Raw genomic sequence first — 23,591 nt, forward strand, 5'->3', positions numbered from 1 at the left:
GGGCCGGCCCGGGGCCCGGGCGTCTGCCCGGGGTGAGGTGCTGGCTGAGCGGGTGGGGCGGCGTCGGATGCTAAGGGCGTCAAGGCCGCGCTCCCAAGACCCACGCCCGACGGACCAGGGCGACGGCGCGGACAGCCCGAGCACCGACGCCGCTCCGCACGCGGACCCGACCACAAGCACGCCCAACCCAGCCCGAGCACCGACGCCACCCCGCACGCGGACCCGACCACGAGCCGCCCGACCCGGCCCGAGCGCCGAGGACTAGCTCGGCGAGGTGAGCTGATCCTCGGCAGGTGAGCGGGCGTCGTCGGGCAGGGTGGCGACCACGACGCCGGCCGGGCGGCGGCCGACGAGGAGGATGATCCCGAGGCCGAGGACGGTGAGGACGACGCCCGTCCACGCGGGTGCCAGGTAGCCCCAGCCCGCCGCGATGACGAGGCCGCCGAGGAACGCGCCGTTGGCGTTGCCGACATTGAGAGCCGAGTGGCACAGCGCGGCGCCGAGAGACGGCGCGGACGGCGAGAGGTCCATGAGCCGGGTCTGCAGCGACAGACCGAGCACCTGGGACGTCATGCCGAGCAGGAAGAGCGACAGGACGGCCGGCACGGGGTGGTGGCCCGTGAGCGCGAAGAGCACGAGCGCGAGGCCGGTCGTCGCGAACCCGAGGTAGACGGTGCGCATCACGGAGCGGTCGGCGAGCCTCCCGCCGAGGACCGTACCGACCGTCATCCCCACGCCGAAGATCGCGAGCACGAACGGCACGGCGCCGGTCGCCAGGCCCGTGACCTGGGTGATCGTCGGCTCGACGTACGAGTAGACGGCGAACATCCCGCCGAACCCGACCGCCGCCCCCACGAACCCGACCCACAGCGGACCGTTGCGCAGCGCGCCGAGCTCGCGCCGGACGCTCGTGGACTCGTTCCCGGCCCCGGCGGGGATGAGCCACCACAGCGCCGCGAGCGTCACGAGGCCGAGCACGCCGACCACGACGAACGCCGCGCGCCACCCGAGCTGCTGGCCCGCGAAGGTGGACAGCGGGACGCCGACGACGTTCGCGACCGTCAGGCCGGTCATCATCGTCGCGACGGCGCGACCTCGGCGGCCCGGTCCGGCGACGGCCGCCCCGACCGCTGCGCCGACCCCGAAGAACGCGCCGTGCGGCAGCCCCGCGAGGAACCGGCCGGCCACGAGCGTCTCGATGCTCCCGGCGGTCGCGGAGAAGAGGTTGCCCAGGGTGTAGAACGCCATGAGTGCGACGAGGAGCGTCTTGCGCGGCACGCGCGCCGCCGCGACGGTCAGGAGCGGCGCACCCACCACGACGCCGACCGCGTACGCCGTGATGGCGTGCCCGGCGGTGGGGATGGAGACGTCGAGGTCGGTCGCGATGTCGGACAGGAGCCCCATCGTGGCGAACTCGGTGGTGCCGATCGTGAACCCGCCCATGGCGAGCGCGAGGAGCGCGCCGCTGGGGACGCGCGACCGTGCGGTGCGGGGTGCGGCGGAGGGGGCGTCCGTCGGGGCGGCGGGCGGGACGCCCGTCGGTGACGTGGAGCGGTCGGTCATGGTGTCCTCGGTGCGTCGGTCGGTCGTCGAGCGTCCTCGGATCGAGAGGTCGAATCGATTCGAGGAGTGTCGGCGCCGTCGACGACGAGAATCAGGGTGGAGCCGCCAGTCTAGGTGCCGACGTCGGCGCGCACGACCCAGACGTGGTCGGCCGCGCGGAGCCCGAGCTGCGAGGGTGCGCTCGCAGGCACGGCACCCCTTGCGGGCTCGGCCGGGCCGCCCTCCGGGCCCGGAACCGGCGGCCTCCAGACGACCGACAGGATGCCGGCGTACTCCCGGCGCTCCCGCACCTCGACGCCCGTGTCGAGACCGACACCGATCTCGGCGAGGTAGCGCAGGACGTCCGGGTCGGCGTCGGAGATCCGTGCCACGGTCCCCCGGTCTCCCACCACGAGGTCGGAGAGCGGCACGGCCGCCGGGCGGACGACGGCGCCGTCGGACCCGGGGATCGGGTCCCCGTGGGGGTCGCGCGTCGGGTGCCCCAGCCGTGCGTCGATGCGCTCGATGAGCAGGTCGGACACGGCGTGCTCGAGCACCTCCGCCTCGTCGTGCACCTCGTCCCAGCCGTACCCGAGCTCGGAGACGAGGTACGTCTCGAGGAGGCGGTGCCGTCGCACCATGGCGAGCGCCAGGGCGCGGCCCCGCTCGGTGAGAGTGATCGCGCCGTACGGCGCGTGCTCGAGGAGCCCCTGCGCGCTGAGCCGACGCACGGTCTCGGACACCGTCGAGGCACCGACCCCCATACGCTCGGCGAGGAGCTTGGTCGTCACCCGCTCGTCGGTCCACTCCTGCGTGGCCCAGACGACCTTGAGGTAGTCCTGGGCGACGGCGGTGAGGTCGGTCGGGCGGTCCACGCCCACCACCCTAGGTCACCGCCCCCGGACGGTGCCTCAGGACGACGGCGCGCGCACGACCTCAAGCCGCACCTCGACCGTCCCCTCGTCGCGCACCTGGACGGGCGCGTCGGGGGGCACGGCGATCCCGAAGTCGGAGAACGTCACGCCGATCGCCCCGCTCGCGACCATACCCTCCGCTGAACGCTGGATCTCGAGCGCGACGGTCACGGGCTCGGTCTCTTCCCGCAGGGTCAGCGCGCCGACGGCCTCGAGCTCGACCGGCTGCGTCGTCGTCTCGAGCTCGCTCACGTCGAGCGGCGTGGTGAGCGAGAAGAGGGCCGTCGGGTAGAGGTCGGTCTCGAGCGCCTGGCGGAGCTGCCGGTCAACGGTCGCCGAGCCGGTCCTGATTCTCGCCACCTGGACGGTGACGTTCGCGGACTCGAGCTCTCCGGAGCGCACCCGGAACGTCCCGTCGACGTCCGAGGTGACCCCGAGCAGCTCTGCGTCGTCCTCCGGGCCGTCGGTCCCCTCGGCCCGGAAACCCGCCTCGGAGCCGGGGCCGACCACCCACTCGCCGTCCACGTCGAACGGCCCCGGCTCGGCCGGCTCGGTCGGCGCCGTCTCCTCCCCCGGCGACTGCAGGCCGAGCGGGGGCGGGGTCCGGCCCTCCTGCACCTGGGTGTACACGAACGGCGCGAGGAGCACCACGACGAGCGCGAGGACCACCGACACGACGACCCAGCGCGTGGACCTGCTCATATGCCCCATCCTGCCGCCTCGCGCACGCTGTCGCGAGGACCGACGCGCGACGACTCAGCTCTCGGTGGCTGGCACGTCGGCCGGCTCGCCGGCGGGAACCTCGCCGCCAGGCACCTCGACGCCCTCGTCGGACTCGTCGGACTCGTCGGACTCGTCGGGCGACGCGACGCCGGACGGTGTCGGCCACGCGATGCGGGGCCAGACCTTCGCGGACTCGTCGATGCCGATCTGCACGAGCTGCCAGTCGACGATGCGCCGCAGCTCGGGGTCGAACCGCAGGACGGTCATCTCGGCCGTCCCCTTGAGCGGACCGATCCGCAGCTGGTCCTTCACCGCGCCCGCCGTGCTCCCGCTCACGTACCGCACGCCTCCGCCCATCCGCTCGGGGCCGGAGCGCGTGTGCATGTGCCCGGAGATCTGGTTCGGCACACAGCCGGAGTCGAGGGCCTCGTTGCCCATGCGGGGCGTGTGGATCATGAGGATGTCGATGCCCTCGCCGTCCTCCTGCTCCGTACACGCGAGCTCGGTGAGGCGCGCGGCGTACTGCTCGGGCGTCTCCTCGCGCGGGGGCTGGCTGCCGAGCCCGAGGCGCGTCTCGAGCGGGTCGCGGTCCCCGAGGATCCGGATCCCCTCGACCTCGACCACCTTTCCGTCGAGGACGGTCTGCCCGTTCGCGCGTTCCTGCGCGGACGTCTCGACGCTGTCGTGGTTGCCGTCCGCGACGACCATGGTCGCGCCCTCCGGCACGGCCGACGCGAACGAGTCGACGCAGAAGGACTCGACGGTCGTCCCGTTCATCGTCGTGTCGCCCGCGTTGAGCACGACCGACGCCCCCGAGCGCTCGGCGACCGTGCGGATGAGCGGCGTCATGCCGGTGTTGCAGTGCAGGTCGCTCACGACCACGAGCGTGACGAGGTCCTCCTCGGCGGTGGGCGTACGCCCAGTCTCCCCGTCTGCGGCCGGTTCGTCGGCGTCCGTGCCCGACGCCGGACCACCGGGCGCCGTGTCGGTGTCGCCCTCGGAGCCGGCCGGCTCGTCGGTCGTGGCGTCGTCCGCCGGGTCCTCGTCGGTCACCTGGTCCTCGTCGGTCACCGGGGCGGCGGGCCGCGGCGTGGTCAGCCGCTGGATCCGTTCCCGCCGGTCCCAGGCGGTGACGAGGTTCGTGTTTGCGCGGTCGTAGAAGTCCTCGTTCTCGCGGTACAGGTCGATGAGCAGTGCGCCGTACGTGTCCACGACGCCGGCGAGCCGACCGGTGATGCGTGCGCCCTCGAGCGGCGTCCCGTCGAAGACGGCGGACGCGCGCTGGGAGGGTCCGCGCGTCGCTCCGGGGTCGCTCGCGGCGAGAGACGCGGCGACGAGCGACACGAGGACGACGCTCGCGGTGATCTCGTAGGTCCGCGGAGCGACGCGTGCGGTGAGCTCGCGCCGCCGCGTCGCGCCGAGCAGCAGGTAGAGCCCCGCCCCGGCCGCCGCGACGACGAGGACCGCGAAGCCGGTGCGGCGCAGCGCGTCGACGACGAGGGCCCGGGCGACGGAGCCGATCGTCTCCTGCGGGCCGCCGAAGAAGCGCAGGTAGTCCTCGAGGTCCTGCTCGAGCCCTTCGAGGGTGTCGGCCTGCCCGACGGCCGTCAGGTCGGCCGGGATCTCCTGGACCGTGACGTCGGCGCCGAGGTTGATCGGCAGCGGCGAGTCGATCTGGAGCGTGCCCAGCGGGCCGAGGTCGACGGTCACGAGACCGTTGGTCGTCACCTCGTACAGCGCCTCGTGCGGCCCGAGGCTGCGCTCGGCGGTCGCCGTCGTCACGCCCCACACGACACACGGGACGAGCGCGAGGAGGACACCGAGGGTCCAGCGGACCCAGCGGGGCGGGGTGCGGTGCGGACGGCTCATCACCGCCCACCTTTCCGGATCGGGCCCCGCGTCGCCAACTGCACGGCCGGTGACGGCGCGACCGCCGCGCCGGGGGACAGCGCCGGGACCCCGCGGCGTCAGGACTTCGCGCCGCGCAGCGTGACCAGCGCCACGCCCGCGGCGACGAGCATGAGCACGACGCCGATGAGCGACGTCGTCCCCACGCCGCTGCCGAACGCCGCGTGGGCGGAGTCGAGCAGCGCCTGCGCCTGGCCGCCGGGCAGGGTGGACGCGACCTGCGTCGCGCCGCCGAGCGTCTCGGCGGCGGCGACCGCGTCGGTCGCGGGCACGCCCGCCGGGACGACGACGTTCGCGTGGTACGACGCCGTGAGCATGCTCCCGAGGACCGCGGTGCCGAGGACGGCGCCCACCTCGTACGCGGTCTCGGAGATCGCGGACGCCGCGCCGGCCTTCTCCGCGGGGACGGACGACACGATGAGGTCGTTCGACACGGTCTCGGCCGCGCCGACGCCGAGCGACAGCACGACGAACGCGACGATCAGCAGGACCAGCGTGCTCTCCCCCGCGCCTGCCGCGACGATCGCGTAGCCGGCGGCGGAGAACAGCAGCGCGACGGCGACGACGTGCGCGGGCCGCACGCGACGCACAATCCGCACGACACCGAGCCCCGCCACGACCATGACGATCAGGCCGGGCAGGAGCGCGAGGCCTGCCTGCATCGGCGTGAGGCCGAGCACGAGCTGGACGTCCTGGGACACGAAGAACAGGAACCCGACGAGCGAGAACACCGAGAGCAGGTTGACGAGCACGGCGCCGCTGAACGCACCGCGCGTGAAGAGGCGTACGTCGATCATGGGGTCGGGCCGGCGCAGCTGGCGGCGCACGAACAGCGCGCCCGCCGCGAGCCCGACGGCGACGCTCCCGACCGCGAGGGTGCTCACGCCCGTCTTGGCGAGGGACTTGATGCCGTAGACGACGGGCGTCATCGTCGCCATGACGAGCACGATCGACAGCACGTCGATGCGCCCCGGCGCGGGGTCGCGCGACTCGGGCACGAAGAACGGCGCGAGCACGAGGAGGAGCACGAGCACGGGGACGGCGAGGAGGAACACCGAGCCCCACCAGAAGTGCTCGAGCAGGAACCCGCCGACGATCGGCCCGAGGGCCGAGCCCGCCGCGAACCCGGCCGCCCAGATCGCGATGGCGAGACGCCGCTCCTCGCGATCGGTGAAGACGTTGCGCAGGAGCGACAGCGTCGACGGCATGAGCATCGCGCCGAAGAAGCCGAGCCCGGCGCGCGACACGATCAGGGCCTCCGCGCTCGTCGCGTACGCGGCGACGACGGACATCGCGGCGAACCCGACGGCGCCCGCGAGCAGCAGGCGACGACGGCCGATGCGGTCGGCGAACGACCCCATCGGCACGAGGAGCCCGGCGAGCACGAGCGGGTAGATGTCGATGATCCACAGCAGCTGCGTCCCGCTCGGACGCAGCGACTCGGAGATCTGCGGCAGCGCGAAGCTCAGCACGGTGTTGTCGATCGACACGAGCAGCACGGGGAGCATGAGCACCGCGAGCGCGAGCCAGCGGCGGGCGGCGCCGCGGGCGGGTCCACGGGTGGTGTGCGCGGCCTGCGCTCCGGCGGTCCGGTGCGTCGGCGTCGTCGTCACGGGGGTCGTCACGGCGAAGGGTCCTTCCACGATGCCGACGGTCGGGGCGACGCGATGGCGCCGAACTTCCTACCGTCCAGACGGTATAGTAACGACATCACACGGCATCGTCATCCCGGGGCGCGCTGTGATGCTTCCCACCGCACGCCCTGATCTCCGGCACTGCGCCGACCGCGACGGCCGGCCCGCGCCACTACCCTCGACACCATGCCGCCACCCCCCGCCGCCCGCGCCAAGGTCCTGCGCGCGTTCGCGTCCCTGCTCGTCGAGCAGGGCGAGCGCGCCGCCACGCTCGACGCGGTCGCCGAGCGTGCCGGGGTCTCCAAGGGCGGCCTGCTCTACCACTTCGGGTCCAAGGACGCGCTCGCCGACGGCCTCACCGAGCACCTGCGCGAGCTCACCGCCGCCGACGTCGAGACCATGCGCGCCGCCCCCGCCGGCGCGGTCGACTACCTCATCCGCACGTCCACGCTCGTGGACACCGAGTTCGAACTCGCGTACCTCGCCGTCACGCGCCTCGCGCAGGGGACCTACCCGCGTGCCCGCGCCGCGCTCGACGGCGCGCACGACGCGTGGACGCGCGCCGTCCTCGACGAGGTCGGCGACCCCGTCGTCGCGCGCGCGATCGTGCTGCTCAGCGACGGGCTCTACGCGCACGCGGCGCTCGACGGCGGCCTGCTCAGCCAAGCCGCCACCGGAGACGCGCTGCCGCCCGACGACGGCGAGTCATCCGCGAGCAACGACCTCACCTTCCGCGCCCCGCGCCCGGGCGACGACGTCGACGACCTGCTGGCCCTCCTCGGCGAGCTCGTCGCGCTGCGCCGCGCCGCGCCGACCGACTGAGAGCCGGGCCGCGACCCCGGGTGCGCCAAGGGCCCGGCGGCACGTCTCGACGTGCCGCCGGGCCCTCGCACGCCGGGGTCGCTGTCAGCCCAGCCAGAACGGGACGGACCGCTCCCTCGTGACCGGCACGCCGTCGACGTCGGCGGTCACCGTCACGACGACGTCACCGTCCAGCACGTCCGAGGAACGGACCGCGAAGGCCTGGTAGGCGCTCGCGCCCGGTGCGACGTCCGCGAACTCCTTGCTGCCGAACGGCGTCACGACGCTGATGTCGGCCGCAGCGTCGTCCTCGTTGAGGACCCGCACCGTGAGGTAGTCCCTTCCACCGATCCAGCGACCGCGCGCCTCGACCGTGAAGTGCGGCCCCGGATCGTCGGCGCACGGGTCTGTCATCGGCGCGTCCTCCCACAGCGCACCGAAGTACCGCGAGTAGGTGTGGCCGTCCACCCACACCGAGGTCCCGAACGACAGGTCGATGTCGTCGAGGCGCCACTCCGGCGTGTGGTGCGGGGAGAACGTACCGTCGCCGTTCGTGATGAGCGACGGCCAGGGCCGGCGGCTGGTGAACGGTTGTCCGAAGCCCCCGCTCCCGTAGACGACGTCGTATCCGGCGTTCGGCCCGACCCAGTCCATCTCGAGCGACTCCGTGCCGGCGCCGGGCGGCGGGGTCACGACGACGTCGACGAAGGGTGCACCCGCGTCGCACACCGGGGTGACGGAGACGACCTCGAGGTCGCACCGCGGCCGGACGACCGAGTACCACGCGAGCACGAGCTGACCCTCGCCGTGGGTGCGCCACTGGTCGAACCAGGAGGGCAGCTCGTATCCCGCGGCGGGCGACGCGACGATGCCCGCGTCCGTGCGTGCGTACGCGACCGCCTCGGTGTCGTCCGGCAGCACGACGTCGTCCGGCGTCGCCGAGCAGTCCGTCACGGTGGCGGGAGTCACGGGCTCCACCGTGGTCGGCGGGACCCAGCAGGGTTCGGAGACTCCGGAATCGGTCCGGTCGAGCGTGTCGTCGGTGGCGTCGAGCTCGACCGTCCATGGCTGACCGGTCGTCCCGTCGATGGTCCACTCGCCGAAGAAGTACCGGTTCTCGTCGGTCGCGCCCTGGTCGACGACCTCGTCTCCCACCCGGACGGTGACGGCCGTGCCTGCCGGGTACCCGTCGACCGACACCGACAGCGTCTCGCAGTAGGCGTTGACGTCGACACGCAGGCTCGGGTCCGAGAGGCATGGCTCGGTGGTTCCCGACCAGGTCCGGTCGAGCGAGTCGTCAGGGGCGTCGAGGACGACCGACCAGTCGTGCGCGACCCGCCAGTCCAGGGTCCACGTCCCCCAGTACGCGAGGGCGGCGGAGACCTCTTCTCGCACCTCGCCGTCGATCGTCGTCACGATGCGCGACCCGTCGGGATAGCTGGTGACGGACGAGACGAGCTCGCCGCACGACGCGGCCGTCCAGGCGGTGACGTCGGGATCGGTCTCGCACGGCGTCGTCGTGCCGCTGTCGGAGAAGTCGCCCTCGGTCCCGTCCGAGGAGTCGACGTCGATGCTCCAGTCGTGCGGGGTCGACCAGTCGACGGATCGCCAGACGACGGCCGAGCCGGCGAACGTGGTGCTCTCGGCCTCGCCGTCGAGGACGGACGTGTACGACGACCCGTCCGGGTACTCGTTGAGCCAGATGTCGATGGTGCTGCAGGTGGCCTGGACGTACTGGGTGGCGGCGGCTGCGGGGGTCGCGGTGGCGACGCCCAGCCCGCCGAGGGCCAGCACCGTCCCCAGGGCGCCGGCAAGGAGCTTCTTCACTCGGTTCGTGGTCCTTCACGAGGGACGGCGGACGCCGTCGGCGGAGATGTCGAGCGCATTCAACCAGACCTGGGGTCTGCCTGGACATCCCCCACGAACCACCTGTGGCACCGGGGCGTTCCGGAGTCAGCCGTCGTATGCCGCCCGCAACGGGACGAGGTCGAGCTTGCCCTGTGTCATCATCACGTCGACGACGCGCTGGACCTTGGCCGCGTCGGGGTCCTGCAGCATCGCCATAAACTCGACGGGCACCACCTGCCACGACAGCCCGTACTTGTCCTTGAGCCACCCGCACTGCGACTCCTGGCCGCCGTCGCCGGTGAGCGCGGCCCAGTACTGGTCCACCTCCTCCTGCGACTCGCACTCGATGACGAACGACACCGCCTCGGTGAACGGGAACTGCGGTCCGCCGTTGATCGCGTCGAACCGCTGCCCGGCGAGCTCGAAGTCGGCGGAGACGGCCGTCCCGTCGGGCTGACGGAACACGTCGCCGACCTTCGCGTCGGGGAAGACGCTCGCGTAGAAGGTGATGGCCTCCTCGAGGTTGCCGTCGAACCACAGGCTCGGGACTATCGCGCGCATCGTCTGCTCCACTCCTCGTAGGTCTCGGCCGGCCGGCCGCCCATCCGTACGACGCGCTGAGCGCGCCCAACTCATCGGCCGCACGCCCGCCGGGACCTGGGTGCGACCGGCGGTCGTGGCGGCTGCCTACGCGGAAGCCTTCTTGCGCGTCGTCTTCGCCGCGGCAGACTTCTCCTTCGACGCCGTCGTGCGGCTCGCAGTCTTCTTCGCCGGCGTCTTCGCGGGGCTGTCCTTCGTGGTGCTGCTCTTCGAGCGGGTGCCCGACCCCGACGACGAGGCGGCCTTGCGGGTCGAGCCGCCCTTCGCCGTCGTGCCCGGACCCGAGCCAGATCCCGTCGACGACGACCCCCCCGAGCGTGAGCTCTTCGACGACGCGACGGACTTGCGCAGCGCCTCCATGAGGTCGATGACCTCGGCGCCCTCGCCCTCCTCCGCCTGCTCGCCGAACGTCTCGGCGGTGTCGAGCGCGTCGCCCTGCTCGATCTTCGCCTCGATGAGCTGGCGGAGCTGGGCCTGGTACTCGTCCTCGTAGTCCTCGGGCGTGAAGTCCGCCTCGAAGCTGGAGACGAGCTGCGACGACATCGCGAGCTCCTTCTCCGTGACCTTCGCCTCGTCGTCGAGCGAGGGGAACGCTGCCTCGCGCACCTCGTCGGCCCACAGCAGCGTCTGGAGCACGAGCACGTCGTCGCGCACGCGCAGCGCGGCGAGGCGGGTGCGCTGGCGCAGCGCGAACTTCACGATCGCGGTGCGCTCGGTCTCCTCGAGCGTGCGCCGCATGAGGACGTACGCCTTGTTGGACGTCGAGTCCGGCTCCAGGTAGTAGCTGCGGTCGAGCAGCATCGGGTCGATCTGCTCGCTCGGGACGAACTCGACGACCTCGATCTCGCGGCTGCGCTCGGCCGGGAGCGCCGCGAAGTCGTCCTTCGTCAGCACGACGGTGCTCTCGCCGTCGTCGTACGCCTTGTCGATGTGCTCGTACGGCACCACCTCGCCGTCGATCTCGCACACGCGCCGGAAGCGGATGCGTCCGCCGTCCTTGTCGTGCACCTGGTGCAGCGGCACGTCGTGGTCCTCCGTCGCGGAGTACACCTTGACGGGGACGTTGACGAGACCGAACGTGATGGCGCCCTTCCAGATGGCCCTCATCCGACCATGGTGGCGCGCGGCGCGCCCGTGCGCGAGCGGGTGGCTCCAGGTTCTCGGGCCCGACGGCGCACGCGCGTGTGGGTGGGTCGCGGCACCATGGACTCGTGGCAGGGACGAGGTTCGAGTTCGAGACCGAGCTGTGGCGGTGGGAGGCACGCACCGACAGCTGGGTGTTCGCCGCGCTGCCCGAGGACGTGAGCGACGAGATCGCGGAGCTGCCGCTCCCGCCCGCAGGGTTCGGCTCGGTCAAGGTCGAGGTGACGCTCGGGGCGCAGCGCTGGTCGACGTCGATCTTCCCCGACGCCGGGCGCAAGACGTACGTCCTGCCCGTCAAGGCCGCGGTGCGCCGTGCCGAAGGCGTGGACGTCGGTGACCGGGTGCGGATCGGCGTCGAGACCGTCGTCTGAGCGCCGGTGCCGCCCGTTCAGCCGAGGATGCCCTCGTGCAGCGCGCGGAGCACGGCGCGCGTACGGTCCCGCGACCCGAGCTTGAGCAGCACGGTCGACACGTGGTTCTTCACCGTGCCCTCGGCGAGGAAGAGCGCGTGCGCGATCTCGCGGTTGGAGTACCCGGCGGCGACGAGGCGCAGCACCTCGAGCTCGCGCTCGGTGAGCTCCTGGACCGGCACCGGCACAGGCATCGCGCCGTCCGACCCGTCCTCCACCGTGGCCGCTCCGGCGCGCACGGCACGCAGCAGCCGGTCGGTGATCGACGGCTGGACGAGGGTCGCCCCGCGGGCGAGCGCGCGCACCGCACCGGTGAGCTGGTCGAGCGTCACGTCCTTGAGCAGGTAGCCGCGCGCTCCCGCGCGCAGCGCACGGAGCACGAGCTCGTCGTCGTCGAACGTCGTCAGCACGAGCACGGGGACGTCCAGACCGCTCTCGCGCAGCGCCTCGAGCGCCCAGATGCCGTCGTGGCGCGGCATGCGCAGGTCGAGCAGCACGACGTCCGGCGCGTGCTCGCGCACGGCCGCGAGCGCCGTCATGCCGTCCTCCGCCTCCGCCACGACCTCGACGTCGCCCGCGAGCCCGAGCAGGCTCCGGATCCCCTGGCGCACGAGCGTCTGGTCGTCGACGAGCAGGACCCGGATCGCCGGTCCGCTCACGGAGTCGCTCCCGGGGCTGCTCACCGGGTCGCTCACCGTGCCGCCTCGCGCACGACGAGCACGGGCTCGGGCTCGGGCGCGAGGTCGACCTCGACCCGGAATCCTGACCTGCCGTCGAGCTGCACGGTGCCGCCGTGGGCGCGCACGCGCTCGGTGAGACCCTGCAGGCCGTTGCCCGGCTCGACGCGGTAGGCCCCGCGCCCGTCGTCCTGGGCGACGAGGCGGACCATGCCGTCCCGGGCGGCGACCGTGATGGTGAGCTCGGTCGCGTCGGCGTGCCGGATCGTGTTCGTCACGATCTCCTGGACGGCGCGCACGAGCACGACGGTCTGCTCCTCGTCGACGGCCACGTCGTCGTCCACGAGCACGTGCACGTGGGGGGAGCCCACCCGCTCGACGAGCGCCTCGATCGCGTCGCGGAGGCGGGGCGCCCGGCGGCGCAGCTCCCCTACCGTCGCGCGCACGTCGCCCAGGAGCTCGCGCGCGACGTCCTTGGCGCGCAGCACGTGCTCGCGCGCACGGTCGCCGTCCTGGTGGCTCGCGGTCTCGAGCTCGAGGGCGAGCACGGTGAGCTGGTGCCCGAGCACGTCGTGCAGCTCGCGCGCGACGCGCAGCCGCTCGTCGGAGCGGGTCGACTCGTCGCGCAGCACGGCCGCGGCGCGCAGCTCGACGTGCGCCGCCGCGAGCTGCTCGCGCATGCTGCGCTCGCGCTGGAGCGCGAGGGTCGAGCCGACGCTCGCGACCTGGAGCAGCAGGTAGATCGCCCCGCTGAGCACGGCTTCGGTGAGGTCCCTGCGCACACCGACCGAGACCGCGACGACGAGGACGTTGACCACGACCACGACGGCGGCGACGCGCGCCGGGACGACGTACACGCTCAGGGCCGCGACCGCGACGAGCAGGATCGGGAGCCAGCCGGCGCCCGGAGCGGTGAGGACCAGGACCCCGACGAGCACGACCTGGATGGTGAGCAGCGCGTACGCGCGTGGCGTCGCGAACCGAGCGCCGACGACGAGCGCCACGGTCACGGCGACGAACGCCGCGAACACGGTGAGCCACGCGCCGACCGGGATCGTCATCGCGTCGCGAGCGACGAGCGGGACGAGCGCACCGAGACCGAGCACGACGACGAGCATCGCGACACCTGCCCACAGCTCCGGATCCCTGCGTCGCATCCCTCCAGCCTACGGACCGCGGCGTGCGGCGCGACGTGCCGGAAGTCACGGTCGGCACCGGTGACGACCGGCACGCGCGCCCGGCACCTCGCGGTCCCTAGCGTCGAGACCGCCCCCGGACCGCCGCGGCGTCGCCATCGTGGCGACCGGCAGACCCGGCGGAGACCGGTCGAGGCACCGGGCGGACGAAGGGACGAGGACGTGACGAGAGCCGTCGACGCGAGGAACCTGACGAAGAAGTACCCCGGCAAGAGCGGCTTCAAGGTCGCGGTGGACGACGTGAGCATCGTCGCCACGGAAGGCGAGATCCTGGGGATCCTCGGTCCCAACGGTGCGGGCAAGACGACGACCGTCGAGATGGTCGCCGGAGTGCGCCGGCCCGACGGCGGGTCGGTCCGGGTCGCGGGGCTCGACCCGTTCGCCGATCGGGCCGCGGTGCGGGGGCTGCTGGGGGTGCAGCTCCAGTCCGGGTCCCTGCACGACGCGCTGACCGTGCGCGAGCTCGCGCACCTCTACCGCGCGTTCTACCGGACCGGCCGCGACCCCGACGAGCTGATCGACACCCTGGGCCTTCGCGACCAGCGCGACGTGCGGTACGCGAAGCTCTCGGGCGGGCAGCAGCAGCGGGTCGCCATCGTCGTGGCGCTCGTCGGCGACCCGCGGGTCGTGATCCTCGACGAGCTCACCACGGGCCTCGACCCGCAGGCACGTCGTCAGGTGTGGGGCGTCGTCGAGTCGTTGCGCGACGGCGGGACGACCGTCCTGCTCGTCTCGCACCTCATGGAGGAGGTCGAGCGGCTGTGCGACCGCGTCACGCTGCTCGACGGCGGGCGCGTCGTCGCGCACGACACCCCGGCCGGCCTCGTCGCGACTGCGGATCTGGACCAGCGGGTGCGCTTCCGGGTCGCCGAACCGCTCCCCGCCACGCTCCTCGACGCGGCGCTCGTCGAGGTGCCCGCGGTGGACGAGGTCGAGGTCCGCGGGGAGCAGGTCGTCGTCACCGGCCGCGGCGAGCTCCTCCAGGAGGTGAGCACCGCGCTCGTGCGTGCGGGCGTCGTCGCGACCGAGACCCGCCTCGAGCGCGCCACGCTCGACGACGCGTTCCTCGCGCTCACCGGCCGCTCGCTGGCGGAGGACACCCCCGTTCACGCCACCGCTCACCGCACCCCAGAGACGGAGACCGTTCGATGACCACCACCAGCCAGACCTCCACCGGCCGGACCGACCGGACCGACCGGACCGGCCGGTCCATCCCGGCCACGCCCGGTCCGGGCCCGCGCGCGTGGGCGGCGCTCGTCGCCGCGGAGGCCAAGATGGTGGTCCGCGACACCGCGGGCCTCGTCATGCCGTTCGGAATGCCGCTGCTCATCCTCGTCATGTACGGGATCAGCGACGCGACCGAGATCGTCGTCGCCGGCTCGGACGGTCGCACGGCGTTCGACGTGTTCGTCGTGCCGGTCGTCCTGGCGATCGTCGTCGGCATCGTCGGCGTGATCAACATGCCGAGCTTCCTCGCCTCCTACCGCCGCACCGGGGTCCTCAGGCGCCTGTCCGTCACGCCGGCGTCGCCCGCGATGGTGCTCGTGGCGCAGGTCGTGGTGAGCGTCGTCCAGACCGCGCTCGGCGTCGCGCTCGCGCTCGTCGTCGCGACGACGGCGTTCGACGCCCGGCCGCCCGCCTCGCCGTGGGTCGCGGTGGGGGTCTTCGCGCTCTCGGCGGCCGCGATGTACGCCGTCGGGATGCTCGTTGCCGCGGTCTCGCCGACGCCGAACGCCGCCCTCGCGATCGGCCTCGTCGCGTTCTTCGCGTTCGGTGCGACGGGCGGGATGTTCGGCGACGTGTCGAACCTGCCCGAGCCGGTCGCCCGTATCGGCGAGCTGCTGCCGTTCGGCGCGTCGGTGCAGGCCCTCGGTGACGCGTGGGCGGGTCAGCCCGTGGAGACGCTGCACCTCGCCGCGCTCGGCGGGACGGTCGTCGTCTGCTCGCTGGTGGCGGCACGGTTCTTCCGCTGGAGCTGAGCGACGGCGGCGGCGGCCTCAGCCGTCGTGGCGTCGCTCGTGGAACGCCTCGTCGGCGACCTGGGCGGTCCGCATGAAGGTCTCGATCATCTCGCGCGGCGTGACGAGCGCGTCGGTGTTCTCGACCGGCTCGGGCCCGCCGTCCAGGCCGCGGACCTCGTCGTGGATGCGCTCCATGGTCGTGTCGAGGGTCGCCGCGACGTCGGCGGCGAGCTTGAGGGCGTCGGTGAGGTGCTGCGGCACGTCGCGCTGGTACTTGTAGTAGATCTTGTGCTCGAGGCTCGCCCAGAAGTCCATGGCGATCGTGCGGAGCTGGATCTCGACGACGACGTCCTCGACGCCGTCGGACAGGAAGACCGGCACCTTCACGATGAGGTGCAGGCTCTTGTAGCCGTTGTCCTTGGGCCGGGCGATGTAGTCGCGCTCCTCGAGGACCGTGAGGTCGCGCTGGCCGACGAGCAGGTCCCGCACGCGGTAGATGTCGGAGACGAAGGCGCACGTCACGCGCACGCCCGCGATGTCGAACATCTGCTCGCGCACGGCGTCGGGGGCGAGCGGGATCCCCTTGCGCCTCGCCTTGGCGACGATCGAGTCGAGCGACTTGAGGCGCGACCCCAGGTGCTCGATGGGGTTGTCGTCGTGGACGTGGCGGAACTCGTCGCGCAGGACCGTGATCTTCGTCATCACCTCGTCGATGCCGAACTTGTACGTCATCATGAGGCGCCGGAAGTCGCGGACGCGGGGACCGATCTCCGCGGGGAGCGGGACGTCGTCGGTCGTCAGGTGCGTCACGGTGTTCCTCTCGAATCCTGCCGTCGGTGGGGCGGTGCCGGACGGACCGGCCACCTCCTCCAGTGTCCACGGTCGGGAGCGCCAGGAAGTTCCCGCGGCCGTCCCCCGGATGGGCCCTTGGTCCCTGACCCTGGACCGACTCCGGCGCCTGCCCGGCGCGCGACCTCGCCTCCCGCGCGCCACGATGGGCCCCATGGCCACCTCCTCGAGCCGCAGCGTGGGCGAGACGGTGAGCGTCGACGGCCACCGCCTGCGGCTCACGAACCTCGACAAGGTCCTCTACCCCGCGACCGGCACGACGAAGGCCGACGTCCTCGCTTACCTCGCCGCCGTCGCCGCCGTGATGCTCCCCCACTGCGCGAACCGCGCCGCGACGCGCAAGCGCTGGCCCGACGGCACGGGCGGGCAGGTCTTCTTCCAGAAGAACGCCGGCCAGGGCGTCCCGTCCTGGGTGCGCACGCGCCGCATCCAGCACAAGAACAGCGCGAACGACTACGTGCTCGTCAACGACCTCGCGACGCTCACGTGGCTCGGGCAGACCGGCTCGCTCGAGCTGCACGTGCCCCAGTGGCAGTTCGGGCGCACGGGTACGCACCTGAACCCCGACCGGCTCGTCCTCGACCTCGACCCCGGCCCGGGCGCCGGCCTGCCCGAGTGCGCCGAGGTCGCGCGCCACGCCCGGCAGATCCTCCAGGGCATGGGGCTCGAGCCGCTGCCCGTGACGAGCGGCTCCAAGGGCATCCATCTCTATGCCGCGCTCGACGGCAAGCAGGACGCGGACGCGGTCTCCGCCGTCGCGCACGAGCTCGCGCGCTACCTCGAGGCGGAGCACCCGGACCTCGTCGTGAGCGACATGAAGAAGTCGCTGCGCGGCGGCAAGGTGCTCGTCGACTGGAGCCAGAACAACGGCAACAAGACGACGATCGCCCCCTACTCCCTGCGCGGCCGCGAGCACCCCACGGTCGCCGCGCCCCGCACGTGGGACGAGCTCGACGACCCGGACCTGCGCCACCTCGACTCCGGCGAGGTGGTCGAGCGCGTCCGCACGATCGGCGACCCCCTCGCCGCGCTCACCCAGGGCCACCTCTCCGCCCTCGAACCCACGCCCGAGCGCATGGCCACGTTCGAGCGCAAGGGCGCGGCGTCGTCGGGCACGAGCGGCGGACGCACGCGACGCAGCCGCGCCGCCCGGGACGACGACGACGACGGCGACGGCGACGGCGACGGCGACCGTCCCGGCGACCGGCCGGACCGCCTGCACACCTATCGCTCCATGCGCGACGCGAACCGCACGCCCGAGCCGGTCCCCGACGAGGCACCGCCCCCGAGCGAGGGCAACAGCTTCGTCATCCAGGAGCACCACGCCCGCCGCCTGCACTGGGACTTCCGCCTCGAGCACGACGGCGTCCTCGTGAGCTGGGCGCTGCCCCGCGGCGAGCCGACCGACCCCAAGAAGAACCACCTCGCCGTCCAGACCGAGGACCACCCGCTCGCCTACGGGTCCTTCGAGGGCGAGATCCCGAAGGGCGAGTACGGCGCGGGCGAGGTGACGATCTGGGACGCCGGCACCTACGAGCTCGAGAAGTGGCGCGACGGCAAGGAGGTCATCGTCACGCTCCACGGCGAGCAGCACGGCACGCGCCGCCTCGCGCTCATCCACACGGGCGGCCGCGACGGCCGCGAGGACAACAACTGGCTCATCCACCTCATGGCGCCGAAGACGGAGGGCATGTCGGACGGTCGGGGTCGGGGTCGCGGCGCGGGGGGCGGGGAGGGGGCGCCGGGTCTACCATCCGCGGCTCGTTCCTCGCCGCTCCCGCCAGACCCGCCACGACCCGGCGCCCCCTCCCCGCCCCCCGCTTCGTCGTCGTCTCACCAGGGCGCCAGCCGACCCGACCACGACGAGCCCACGCCGGCCCGCACCGACTGGCGGCCGATGCTGGCGTCCGTCGGGACCGCGGGAGACCTGGCGGACGGCGACGCGTGGGCGTTCGAGATGAAGTGGGACGGGTTCCGGGCGCTCGCGCACGTGTCCCATGGGAAGGTTCGGCTCGTGAGCCGCTCGGGCAAGGACATGACGGTGACGTACCCGGAGCTGCAGTCGCTCGCGGAGCAGGTCCCGGCCGAGGCGCTTCCCGTCGTGCTCGACGGCGAGATCGTCGCGCTGGACGCGCGCGGCCGCCCGAGCTTCCGGCGGCTGCAGCAGCGCGCGAACATCGCCAAGCCGGCGGACGTCGCGGTGGCGCGGCGCAAGGTCACGGTCGACGTCATGGTGTTCGACGTCCTCGAGACGGCGGGCCGGTCGCTCGCGAAGACCCCGTACGACGAGCGCCGCGAGATCCTGCAGGACGTGCTCGGCGACACCCGCGCGCCGGTGCACGTTCCGCCCGTGTTCGACGGCGACCTGGACGCCGCGATGGAGACGTCGAGGCGGCTCGGGCTCGAGGGCGTCGTCGCGAAGCGCCGCGAGGGCACGTACTCGTCCGGCCGTCGTTCGTCGCTGTGGCTCAAGCTCAAGCACGCGCAGTCGCAGGAGGTCGTCGTCGTGGGGTGGCGGCCGGGGCACGGCGACCGGGGGCACCTCGTGGGCTCGCTCCTGCTCGCGGTGCCCGACGGCGACCGGCTCGTCTACGTGGGACGCGTTGGCTCGGGCTTCACGGACGCGGAGCGTCGGGACCTCGTCACCGAGCTCGGCCGGATCGAGCGCACCACGCCGGCTGCGGTGGGCGTGCCGCGCGAGGACGCGCGCGACGCGCGCTGGGTGTCGCCGCGGCGCGTGGCGGAGGTCGTCTACGCGGAGTGGACGACGGCGGGCCAGGACCCGAGCGACGGGGAGGGCGACGACATCCCGTTCGGGAAGCTGCGGCACCCCGTGTGGAAGGGGTGGCGGCGCGACAAGTCGCCGGACGACGTCGTGCTGGAGCATTGACTCCTCGCGTCGTGAGCGGGACCGTGGGCGCGTCGACCTCTCCTCGACGCCCTTCGAGACGGGACGGGTCACCATGTCCGAGACCACTGCCGCAGCTCCCGACCGCCCGCCGCGGGTCCCGCCGCGCTGGTTCGTGCGCTCCGCGTGGGTGGTGCACCGCGGGTACTACCGCCTCACGGGCGGACGCCGCGGCCTCTGGAAGCCCCGTCCGCAGAAGTGGGGCACGCTCCTGCTGCGGACGGTCGGGCGCCGCACGGGCCGCGAGCACGCGGTGATCGTGGCCTACTTCGAGGACGGCCCGAACCTCGTGACCCTCGCCATGAACGGCTGGGCCGCGCCCGAGCCCGCCTGGTGGCTCAACCTCCAGGCGCACCCCGACACCACGGTCGTCCTCGACGGCGCGACGCGCGCGGTGCACGCGCGCGCCGCGCACGGCGCCGAGCGTGCCCGCCTGTGGGAGCGGTGGAGCACGTACGACCACGGGCTCGACGGGCTCGCCGCACGCCGGCCCACCGAGACGGCGGTCGTGGTCCTGGAGTCCCGCGCGGGGAACGCCACGGTCTGACGGCGGTCAGCCGGTCGTGGTGCGCGCGGCGAGGGCCCTCCGGGACGTCTCGAGATGGGCGACCACGCGTCGCGCCGCAGCGTCGGCGTCGCCCGCGCGGATCGCGCCGAGCAGGAGGCGGTGCTCGTCCGCGATGCCTGCGAGGTCCTCGTGCTGGCCGAGCAGCCAGCGCGAGCGGCTCGCGGTGACCGCCGTGAGCTCGTCGAGCACGGAGTTGCCGGCGGCGGCGAGCAGCGCCTCGTGGAAGTCGGCGGCAGCGCGGCGCGCACCGGTCGCGTCGCCTCGCGCGGCAGCGTCGTCCTCGCGCGCGAGAGCGTCGGCGAGCGCGGTCATGTCGGCCGGTGCCCGGCGTTCGGCGGCCCGACGCGCGGCGAGCATCTCGAGCGCGCCGCGCACCTCGAGCAGGTGCGCGACGTCGTCGGGCGTGAAGGTGCGCACGACGGCCCACGTGCGGGGGCGCGGCGTGACGAGCCCTTCGGCGACGAGCGCCCGCAGCGCCTCACGCACGGGGACGCGGCTCACGCCGAGCTCGTCGGCGAGGTCGCGCTCGACGAGCCTGCTACCGGGCGCCCGGTCGCCGTCGACGATCTGGTCGCGCAGGACGCGCGCGACGCGCTGGGCCTCGGGTTCGAACGCCGTGGGTTCGAACGACGCGGGGTCGGCGGAGCGGGGTGCCATGGCGCCATCCTCCCGGATCCGACGTGAGCAACGTTTGGTATACCATTCTGCCATGGTGGCGAACCCTCCGCACACGACTCCGACCGGGACCAGCCGCGCACCGACCCGCGCGCGGCACCCCGGCGCCGGCTGGGCGACGAGCCTCGCCGTCCTCCTGCTCGCCGCGTGCTCTCCAGGGGCCTCGACCGGTGCCGTCACGTCCGATGTCGCTCCCGATGCCACGCGAACGACACCGAGCACGCCGACCCCGGCACCGGGTACCGGCGCACCGGCACCGGACGACCAGACCGAGCCTGGCGTGAGGCGCGACGACCCCGCCGTGGTCCCGCCGCGCTACCTGCTTGCGACCGAGTCGGAGTCCGACGGCCTCGCGGTCGTCGACCCGACCGTCCGCGACGGCAGCGCCGTGATCGACCGGATCGAGGTCGGCGCAGCGCCGTGGGGCATCGCCGTCCACGCCCCGACGATGCGCGCGTACGTCTCGACGGCTCGCGGCGTCGCGGTCGTCGACCTCACGACGCGCGAGCGCGTCGACCTGCTCCCCTACCGGGACACGCCGTCGCGCGTGGCGTTCGGCGAGTACCGCCGGGGCGGCATGGGCATCGCGGTGTCGCCCGACGGGAACCGGGTGTACGTGGCGGTCCACCGCGGCGACTCGTCGACGCTCGAGACGATCGACGTGGCGTCGCGCGAGGTCCTCGCGAGCACGCCCGTCGGGCTGCGACCGTTCGACGTGCTCGTCTCCGCCGACGGGACCGAGGCCTACACGGTCGACCACGACACGTTCTCCGTGCACGTCGTCGACACGGCGACGTTCGAAGCCCGCCGCATCGACGTCGCCCCCTTCGGCACGGAGGGCGGCCTCGCGTCGTTCGAGAAGGCGCACTACGCCGTCCTCGACGACGACGGGACGCTCCTGCTCCCCTACCAGGGTCGGGTGCTCGTACGCCTCGACCCCGCGACCGGAACCACGACGACGGTCCCGTCGGCCGCCGACAGCCACCAGCACGGCGTCGCGCGCACGCCCGACGGACGCGTCGTCGTCGTGGGCAACGGCCCGTTCGGCAACGCCGCGGGCGGTCCGAACGTCGCCGTGCTCGACCCGGCGACGGGCGAGGAGCGCGTCGCTCCCCTGACGCGCCGGCACGAGACGGTCACGACGTGGACCGACCCCGCCACCGGCTCGCCGCAGGCCGTGCTCGCCGGCGGCTACACGCAGGCCGAGGCGTGGGACGGCGCGACCGTCGTCGACCTCGCCACCCTTGTCACGTACGAGATCCAGATCCCCGGGCGACCGCAGGTGGTCGTCCCCCTCCCGGAAGGACCCGCCGCATGACCGCACCGCAGAGCGCCCCCGAGATCGTCACCGTCCTGCGCGACGTCCGCCCGTGGGGCGGCGAGCGGGTCGACCTGCACGTCGCGGACGGGCGCATCGCCGCGGTGACGCCGCACGACCCGGCCGCGCCCGCGCCGTCGGACACCGGAAGGCCGAGCGGCGACGGGGCCGACGGCGTCATGGACGGCCAGGGGCTGCTCGCCCTGCCGGGGCTCGTCAACGCGCACGCGCACGTCGACAAGAGCTGGTGGGGCAAGCCGTGGGTGAGCTACGGCGGCGAGGCGACGACGCAGGGGCGCATCGCGCACGAGCGCGCGCACCGCGACGGGCTCGGCATCCCCGGCGTCGACGTGACCCTCGCGGTGCTGCGCGAGTTCGTCCGCCACGGCACGACCGCGATCCGCACCCACGTCGACGTCGACCTGGGCCTGGGCCTGCGCGGCATCGCGGTCGTGCGCGAGGCGCTCGCCGCTCTGGACGGGGCGGTGCACGCCGAGATCGTCGCGTTCCCGCAGGACGGCGTGCTGCGCCGCCCCGGGGTGCTCGACCTCCTCGACGGGGCCGCCGCCGCGGGTGCCGAGCACGTCGGTGGTCTCGACCCGGCGTCGATCGACCGCGACCCCGTCGGGCAGCTCGACGGGCTGTTCACGATCGCCGAGCGACGCGGCGTCGGGATCGACGTGCACCTGCACGACGGCGGCGACCTCGGCGCGTTCCAGGTCGAGCTCATGATCGACCGCACGCTGCGCGCGGGGCTGCAGGGCAAGGTCAACGTCGCGCACGGGTTCGCTGTCGGCGAGGTGCCCGCGGCGCGCCAGGCGGACCTCGTCGCCGCGATGGGCGAGGCCGGCATCACGATGACGACGGTCGCGCCGATCGGCGCCGCTCCCCTCCCCGTGCACGCGCTGCGCGCGGCAGGCGTCGCCGTCGGGCTCGGCACCGACGGCATCCGCGACCTGTGGTCGCCGTACGGGACGGGCGACCTGCTCGCACTGACGACGCAGCTCGCGCGGCTGTCGCGGTTCCGTCACGACGACGAGCTCGTCACCGCGGCCCGCATCGCGTCGTCCGACGCAGCGCGGTTCGTCGGGCGCGACGTGCACGACCTCGTCGTCGGCGCCCCCGCGGACGTCGTGCTCGTCGACGCGAAGAACGTGCCCGACGCCGTCGTGCGGGCGCCGCAGCGCGCGCTCGTCGTCGCCGGCGGCCGCGTCGTCGCGCGCGACGGCGAGGTGCTGGTCTGAGCACGACCCGGAGCCCGCACCGTCCGCTCGTGGCGGCACCGATGAGTTCCAGCAAGCAGGGCCGTCTACCCCGACGACATCACGAACCGGGCATCTTGCCCACAGCGCCGGGCGCACGGCGCACAGACCGTCGGAGGACACCATGAGCACCCAGATCTTCGTCAACCTGCCCGTCAAGGACCTCGACGCGTCGAAGGCGTTCTACACGGCGCTCGGGTACACGGTGAACGAGCAGTTCACGGACGAGAACGCGTCGTCGATCGTCATCAGCGACACGATCTACGTGATGCTCCTCACCGAGGAGTTCGCCAAGCAGTTCACGAACAAGTCGATCGCCGACGCGACCACGACGACCGAGGTCATCAACGCGCTGAGCGCCGACAGCCGCGAGGAGGTCGACCGCCTCGCCGACGCCGCCTTCGCCGCAGGCGCGACGCCGGTCAAGGACCCGCAGGAGGAGGGCGGGTTCATGTACTCCCGCAGCTTCGCCGACCTCGACGGCCACCAGTGGGAGGTCCTTTACATGGACCCGAGCGCCCTCGGGACCTGACCCTGCCCTGCCGAGATAGAACCCCGGTCCGCCGAGATAGAACCCTGGTTCGTGGTCGGGTCCGCGGGTGGGGCGTCGGTACTCGGGCTGGGTCGGCGGTTCTTGTGGTCGGGTCCGCGTGC

At 73.3% G+C, this 23,591-nt stretch carries 21 protein-coding genes; 9 read left to right on the forward strand and 12 right to left on the reverse strand.

The features are described 5' to 3' along the window. Positions 1-261: 261 nt before the first annotated feature. From AC4H2H_RS18425 to AC4H2H_RS18445, 5 genes are all read right to left on the reverse strand, one after another. Positions 262-1,563, reverse strand: a complete 1,302-nt coding sequence (locus AC4H2H_RS18425; RefSeq protein WP_494372282.1) for an MFS transporter — start codon at positions 1,561-1,563, stop codon at positions 262-264. A gap of 110 nt (positions 1,564-1,673) precedes the next feature. Further along, complete coding sequence (locus tag AC4H2H_RS18430; RefSeq protein WP_494372283.1) at positions 1,674-2,423, reverse strand: metal-dependent transcriptional regulator; 750 nt, start codon at positions 2,421-2,423, stop codon at positions 1,674-1,676. 30 nt (positions 2,424-2,453) lie between these two features. Beyond that, positions 2,454-3,158 (reverse strand): YceI family protein, encoded by a 705-nt coding sequence (locus AC4H2H_RS18435; RefSeq protein ID WP_494372284.1) that lies wholly within the window; start codon positions 3,156-3,158, stop codon positions 2,454-2,456. Between the two features lie 54 nt (positions 3,159-3,212). Next, positions 3,213-5,048: a metallophosphoesterase family protein gene (locus AC4H2H_RS18440; RefSeq protein WP_494372285.1), complete on the reverse strand. Its 1,836-nt coding sequence runs from the start codon at positions 5,046-5,048 to the stop codon at positions 3,213-3,215. A 98-nt stretch (positions 5,049-5,146) separates the two neighbouring features. Next, the gene (locus tag AC4H2H_RS18445) at positions 5,147-6,730 is read right to left on the reverse strand and encodes an MFS transporter (protein WP_494372286.1); all 1,584 of its coding nucleotides are present in this window, start codon (positions 6,728-6,730) and stop codon (positions 5,147-5,149) included. A 177-nt stretch (positions 6,731-6,907) separates the two neighbouring features. Here AC4H2H_RS18445 and AC4H2H_RS18450 point away from each other — a divergent pair, with 177 nt between their 5' ends. Continuing rightward, a complete protein-coding gene (locus AC4H2H_RS18450) occupies positions 6,908-7,543 on the forward strand; it encodes a TetR/AcrR family transcriptional regulator (protein ID WP_494372287.1) in 636 nt (211 codons plus the stop codon). Positions 7,544-7,627: 84 nt separating this feature from the next. Here AC4H2H_RS18450 and AC4H2H_RS18455 read toward each other — a convergent pair whose 3' ends face one another. The 3 genes from AC4H2H_RS18455 to ku form a co-directional block, all read right to left on the reverse strand. After that, on the reverse strand, positions 7,628-9,349 hold the full coding sequence (locus AC4H2H_RS18455; protein ID WP_494372288.1) for a hypothetical protein: 1,722 nt from the start codon (positions 9,347-9,349) through the stop codon (positions 7,628-7,630). 126 nt (positions 9,350-9,475) lie between these two features. Next, the gene (locus tag AC4H2H_RS18460; RefSeq protein WP_494372289.1) at positions 9,476-9,931 is read right to left on the reverse strand and encodes a VOC family protein; all 456 of its coding nucleotides are present in this window, start codon (positions 9,929-9,931) and stop codon (positions 9,476-9,478) included. A gap of 126 nt (positions 9,932-10,057) precedes the next feature. Further along, on the reverse strand, positions 10,058-11,077 hold the full coding sequence (ku, locus tag AC4H2H_RS18465) for a non-homologous end joining protein Ku (protein WP_494372290.1): 1,020 nt from the start codon (positions 11,075-11,077) through the stop codon (positions 10,058-10,060). Positions 11,078-11,181: 104 nt separating this feature from the next. On the opposite strand from ku, the gene AC4H2H_RS18470 reads away from it, so the two are divergent. After that, a complete protein-coding gene (locus AC4H2H_RS18470; RefSeq protein ID WP_494372291.1) occupies positions 11,182-11,484 on the forward strand; it encodes a DUF1905 domain-containing protein in 303 nt (100 codons plus the stop codon). Between the two features lie 17 nt (positions 11,485-11,501). Here the strand turns inward: AC4H2H_RS18470 and AC4H2H_RS18475 are convergent, their stop codons facing one another. Continuing rightward, the gene (locus AC4H2H_RS18475) at positions 11,502-12,218 is read right to left on the reverse strand and encodes a response regulator (RefSeq protein ID WP_494372292.1); all 717 of its coding nucleotides are present in this window, start codon (positions 12,216-12,218) and stop codon (positions 11,502-11,504) included. Beyond that, positions 12,215-13,357: a sensor histidine kinase gene (locus tag AC4H2H_RS18480; protein ID WP_494372293.1), complete on the reverse strand. Its 1,143-nt coding sequence runs from the start codon at positions 13,355-13,357 to the stop codon at positions 12,215-12,217. Before AC4H2H_RS18480 ends, AC4H2H_RS18475 begins: the two co-directional genes overlap by 4 nt. 201 nt (positions 13,358-13,558) lie before the next feature. Between AC4H2H_RS18480 and AC4H2H_RS18485 the strand changes: the two genes are divergently transcribed. Continuing rightward, positions 13,559-14,548 (forward strand): ABC transporter ATP-binding protein, encoded by a 990-nt coding sequence (locus AC4H2H_RS18485; protein ID WP_494372294.1) that lies wholly within the window; start codon positions 13,559-13,561, stop codon positions 14,546-14,548. Beyond that, on the forward strand, positions 14,545-15,375 hold the full coding sequence (locus AC4H2H_RS18490) for an ABC transporter permease (RefSeq protein ID WP_494372295.1): 831 nt from the start codon (positions 14,545-14,547) through the stop codon (positions 15,373-15,375). Before AC4H2H_RS18485 ends, AC4H2H_RS18490 begins: the two co-directional genes overlap by 4 nt. An 18-nt stretch (positions 15,376-15,393) precedes the next feature. On the opposite strand, the gene AC4H2H_RS18495 is transcribed toward AC4H2H_RS18490, so the two are convergent. Continuing rightward, positions 15,394-16,092: a GTP pyrophosphokinase gene (locus AC4H2H_RS18495; RefSeq protein WP_494372302.1), complete on the reverse strand. Its 699-nt coding sequence runs from the start codon at positions 16,090-16,092 to the stop codon at positions 15,394-15,396. A gap of 268 nt (positions 16,093-16,360) precedes the next feature. On the opposite strand from AC4H2H_RS18495, the gene AC4H2H_RS18500 reads away from it, so the two are divergent. After that, positions 16,361-19,096: an ATP-dependent DNA ligase gene (locus AC4H2H_RS18500; RefSeq protein WP_494372296.1), complete on the forward strand. Its 2,736-nt coding sequence runs from the start codon at positions 16,361-16,363 to the stop codon at positions 19,094-19,096. Between the two features lie 73 nt (positions 19,097-19,169). Beyond that, the gene (locus AC4H2H_RS18505) at positions 19,170-19,661 is read left to right on the forward strand and encodes a nitroreductase/quinone reductase family protein (RefSeq protein WP_494372297.1); all 492 of its coding nucleotides are present in this window, start codon (positions 19,170-19,172) and stop codon (positions 19,659-19,661) included. Between the two features lie 6 nt (positions 19,662-19,667). Here the strand turns inward: AC4H2H_RS18505 and AC4H2H_RS18510 are convergent, their stop codons facing one another. After that, positions 19,668-20,339: a GntR family transcriptional regulator gene (locus AC4H2H_RS18510; RefSeq protein WP_494372298.1), complete on the reverse strand. Its 672-nt coding sequence runs from the start codon at positions 20,337-20,339 to the stop codon at positions 19,668-19,670. A 298-nt stretch (positions 20,340-20,637) separates the two neighbouring features. On the opposite strand from AC4H2H_RS18510, the gene AC4H2H_RS18515 reads away from it, so the two are divergent. From AC4H2H_RS18515 to AC4H2H_RS18525, 3 genes are all read left to right on the forward strand, one after another. Continuing rightward, complete coding sequence (locus AC4H2H_RS18515) at positions 20,638-21,675, forward strand: YncE family protein (RefSeq protein WP_494372299.1); 1,038 nt, start codon at positions 20,638-20,640, stop codon at positions 21,673-21,675. Then, positions 21,672-22,919, forward strand: a complete 1,248-nt coding sequence (locus tag AC4H2H_RS18520) for an amidohydrolase (protein WP_494372300.1) — start codon at positions 21,672-21,674, stop codon at positions 22,917-22,919. The genes AC4H2H_RS18515 and AC4H2H_RS18520 overlap by 4 nt, the downstream gene beginning before the upstream one ends. Before the next feature lie 142 nt (positions 22,920-23,061). Then, entirely contained in the window at positions 23,062-23,469 is a 408-nt protein-coding gene (locus AC4H2H_RS18525) for a VOC family protein (RefSeq protein WP_494372301.1), read from the forward strand. Positions 23,470-23,591: the final 122 nt, after the last annotated feature.

Source organism: Cellulosimicrobium sp. BMG9.22 (assembly GCF_059159975.1).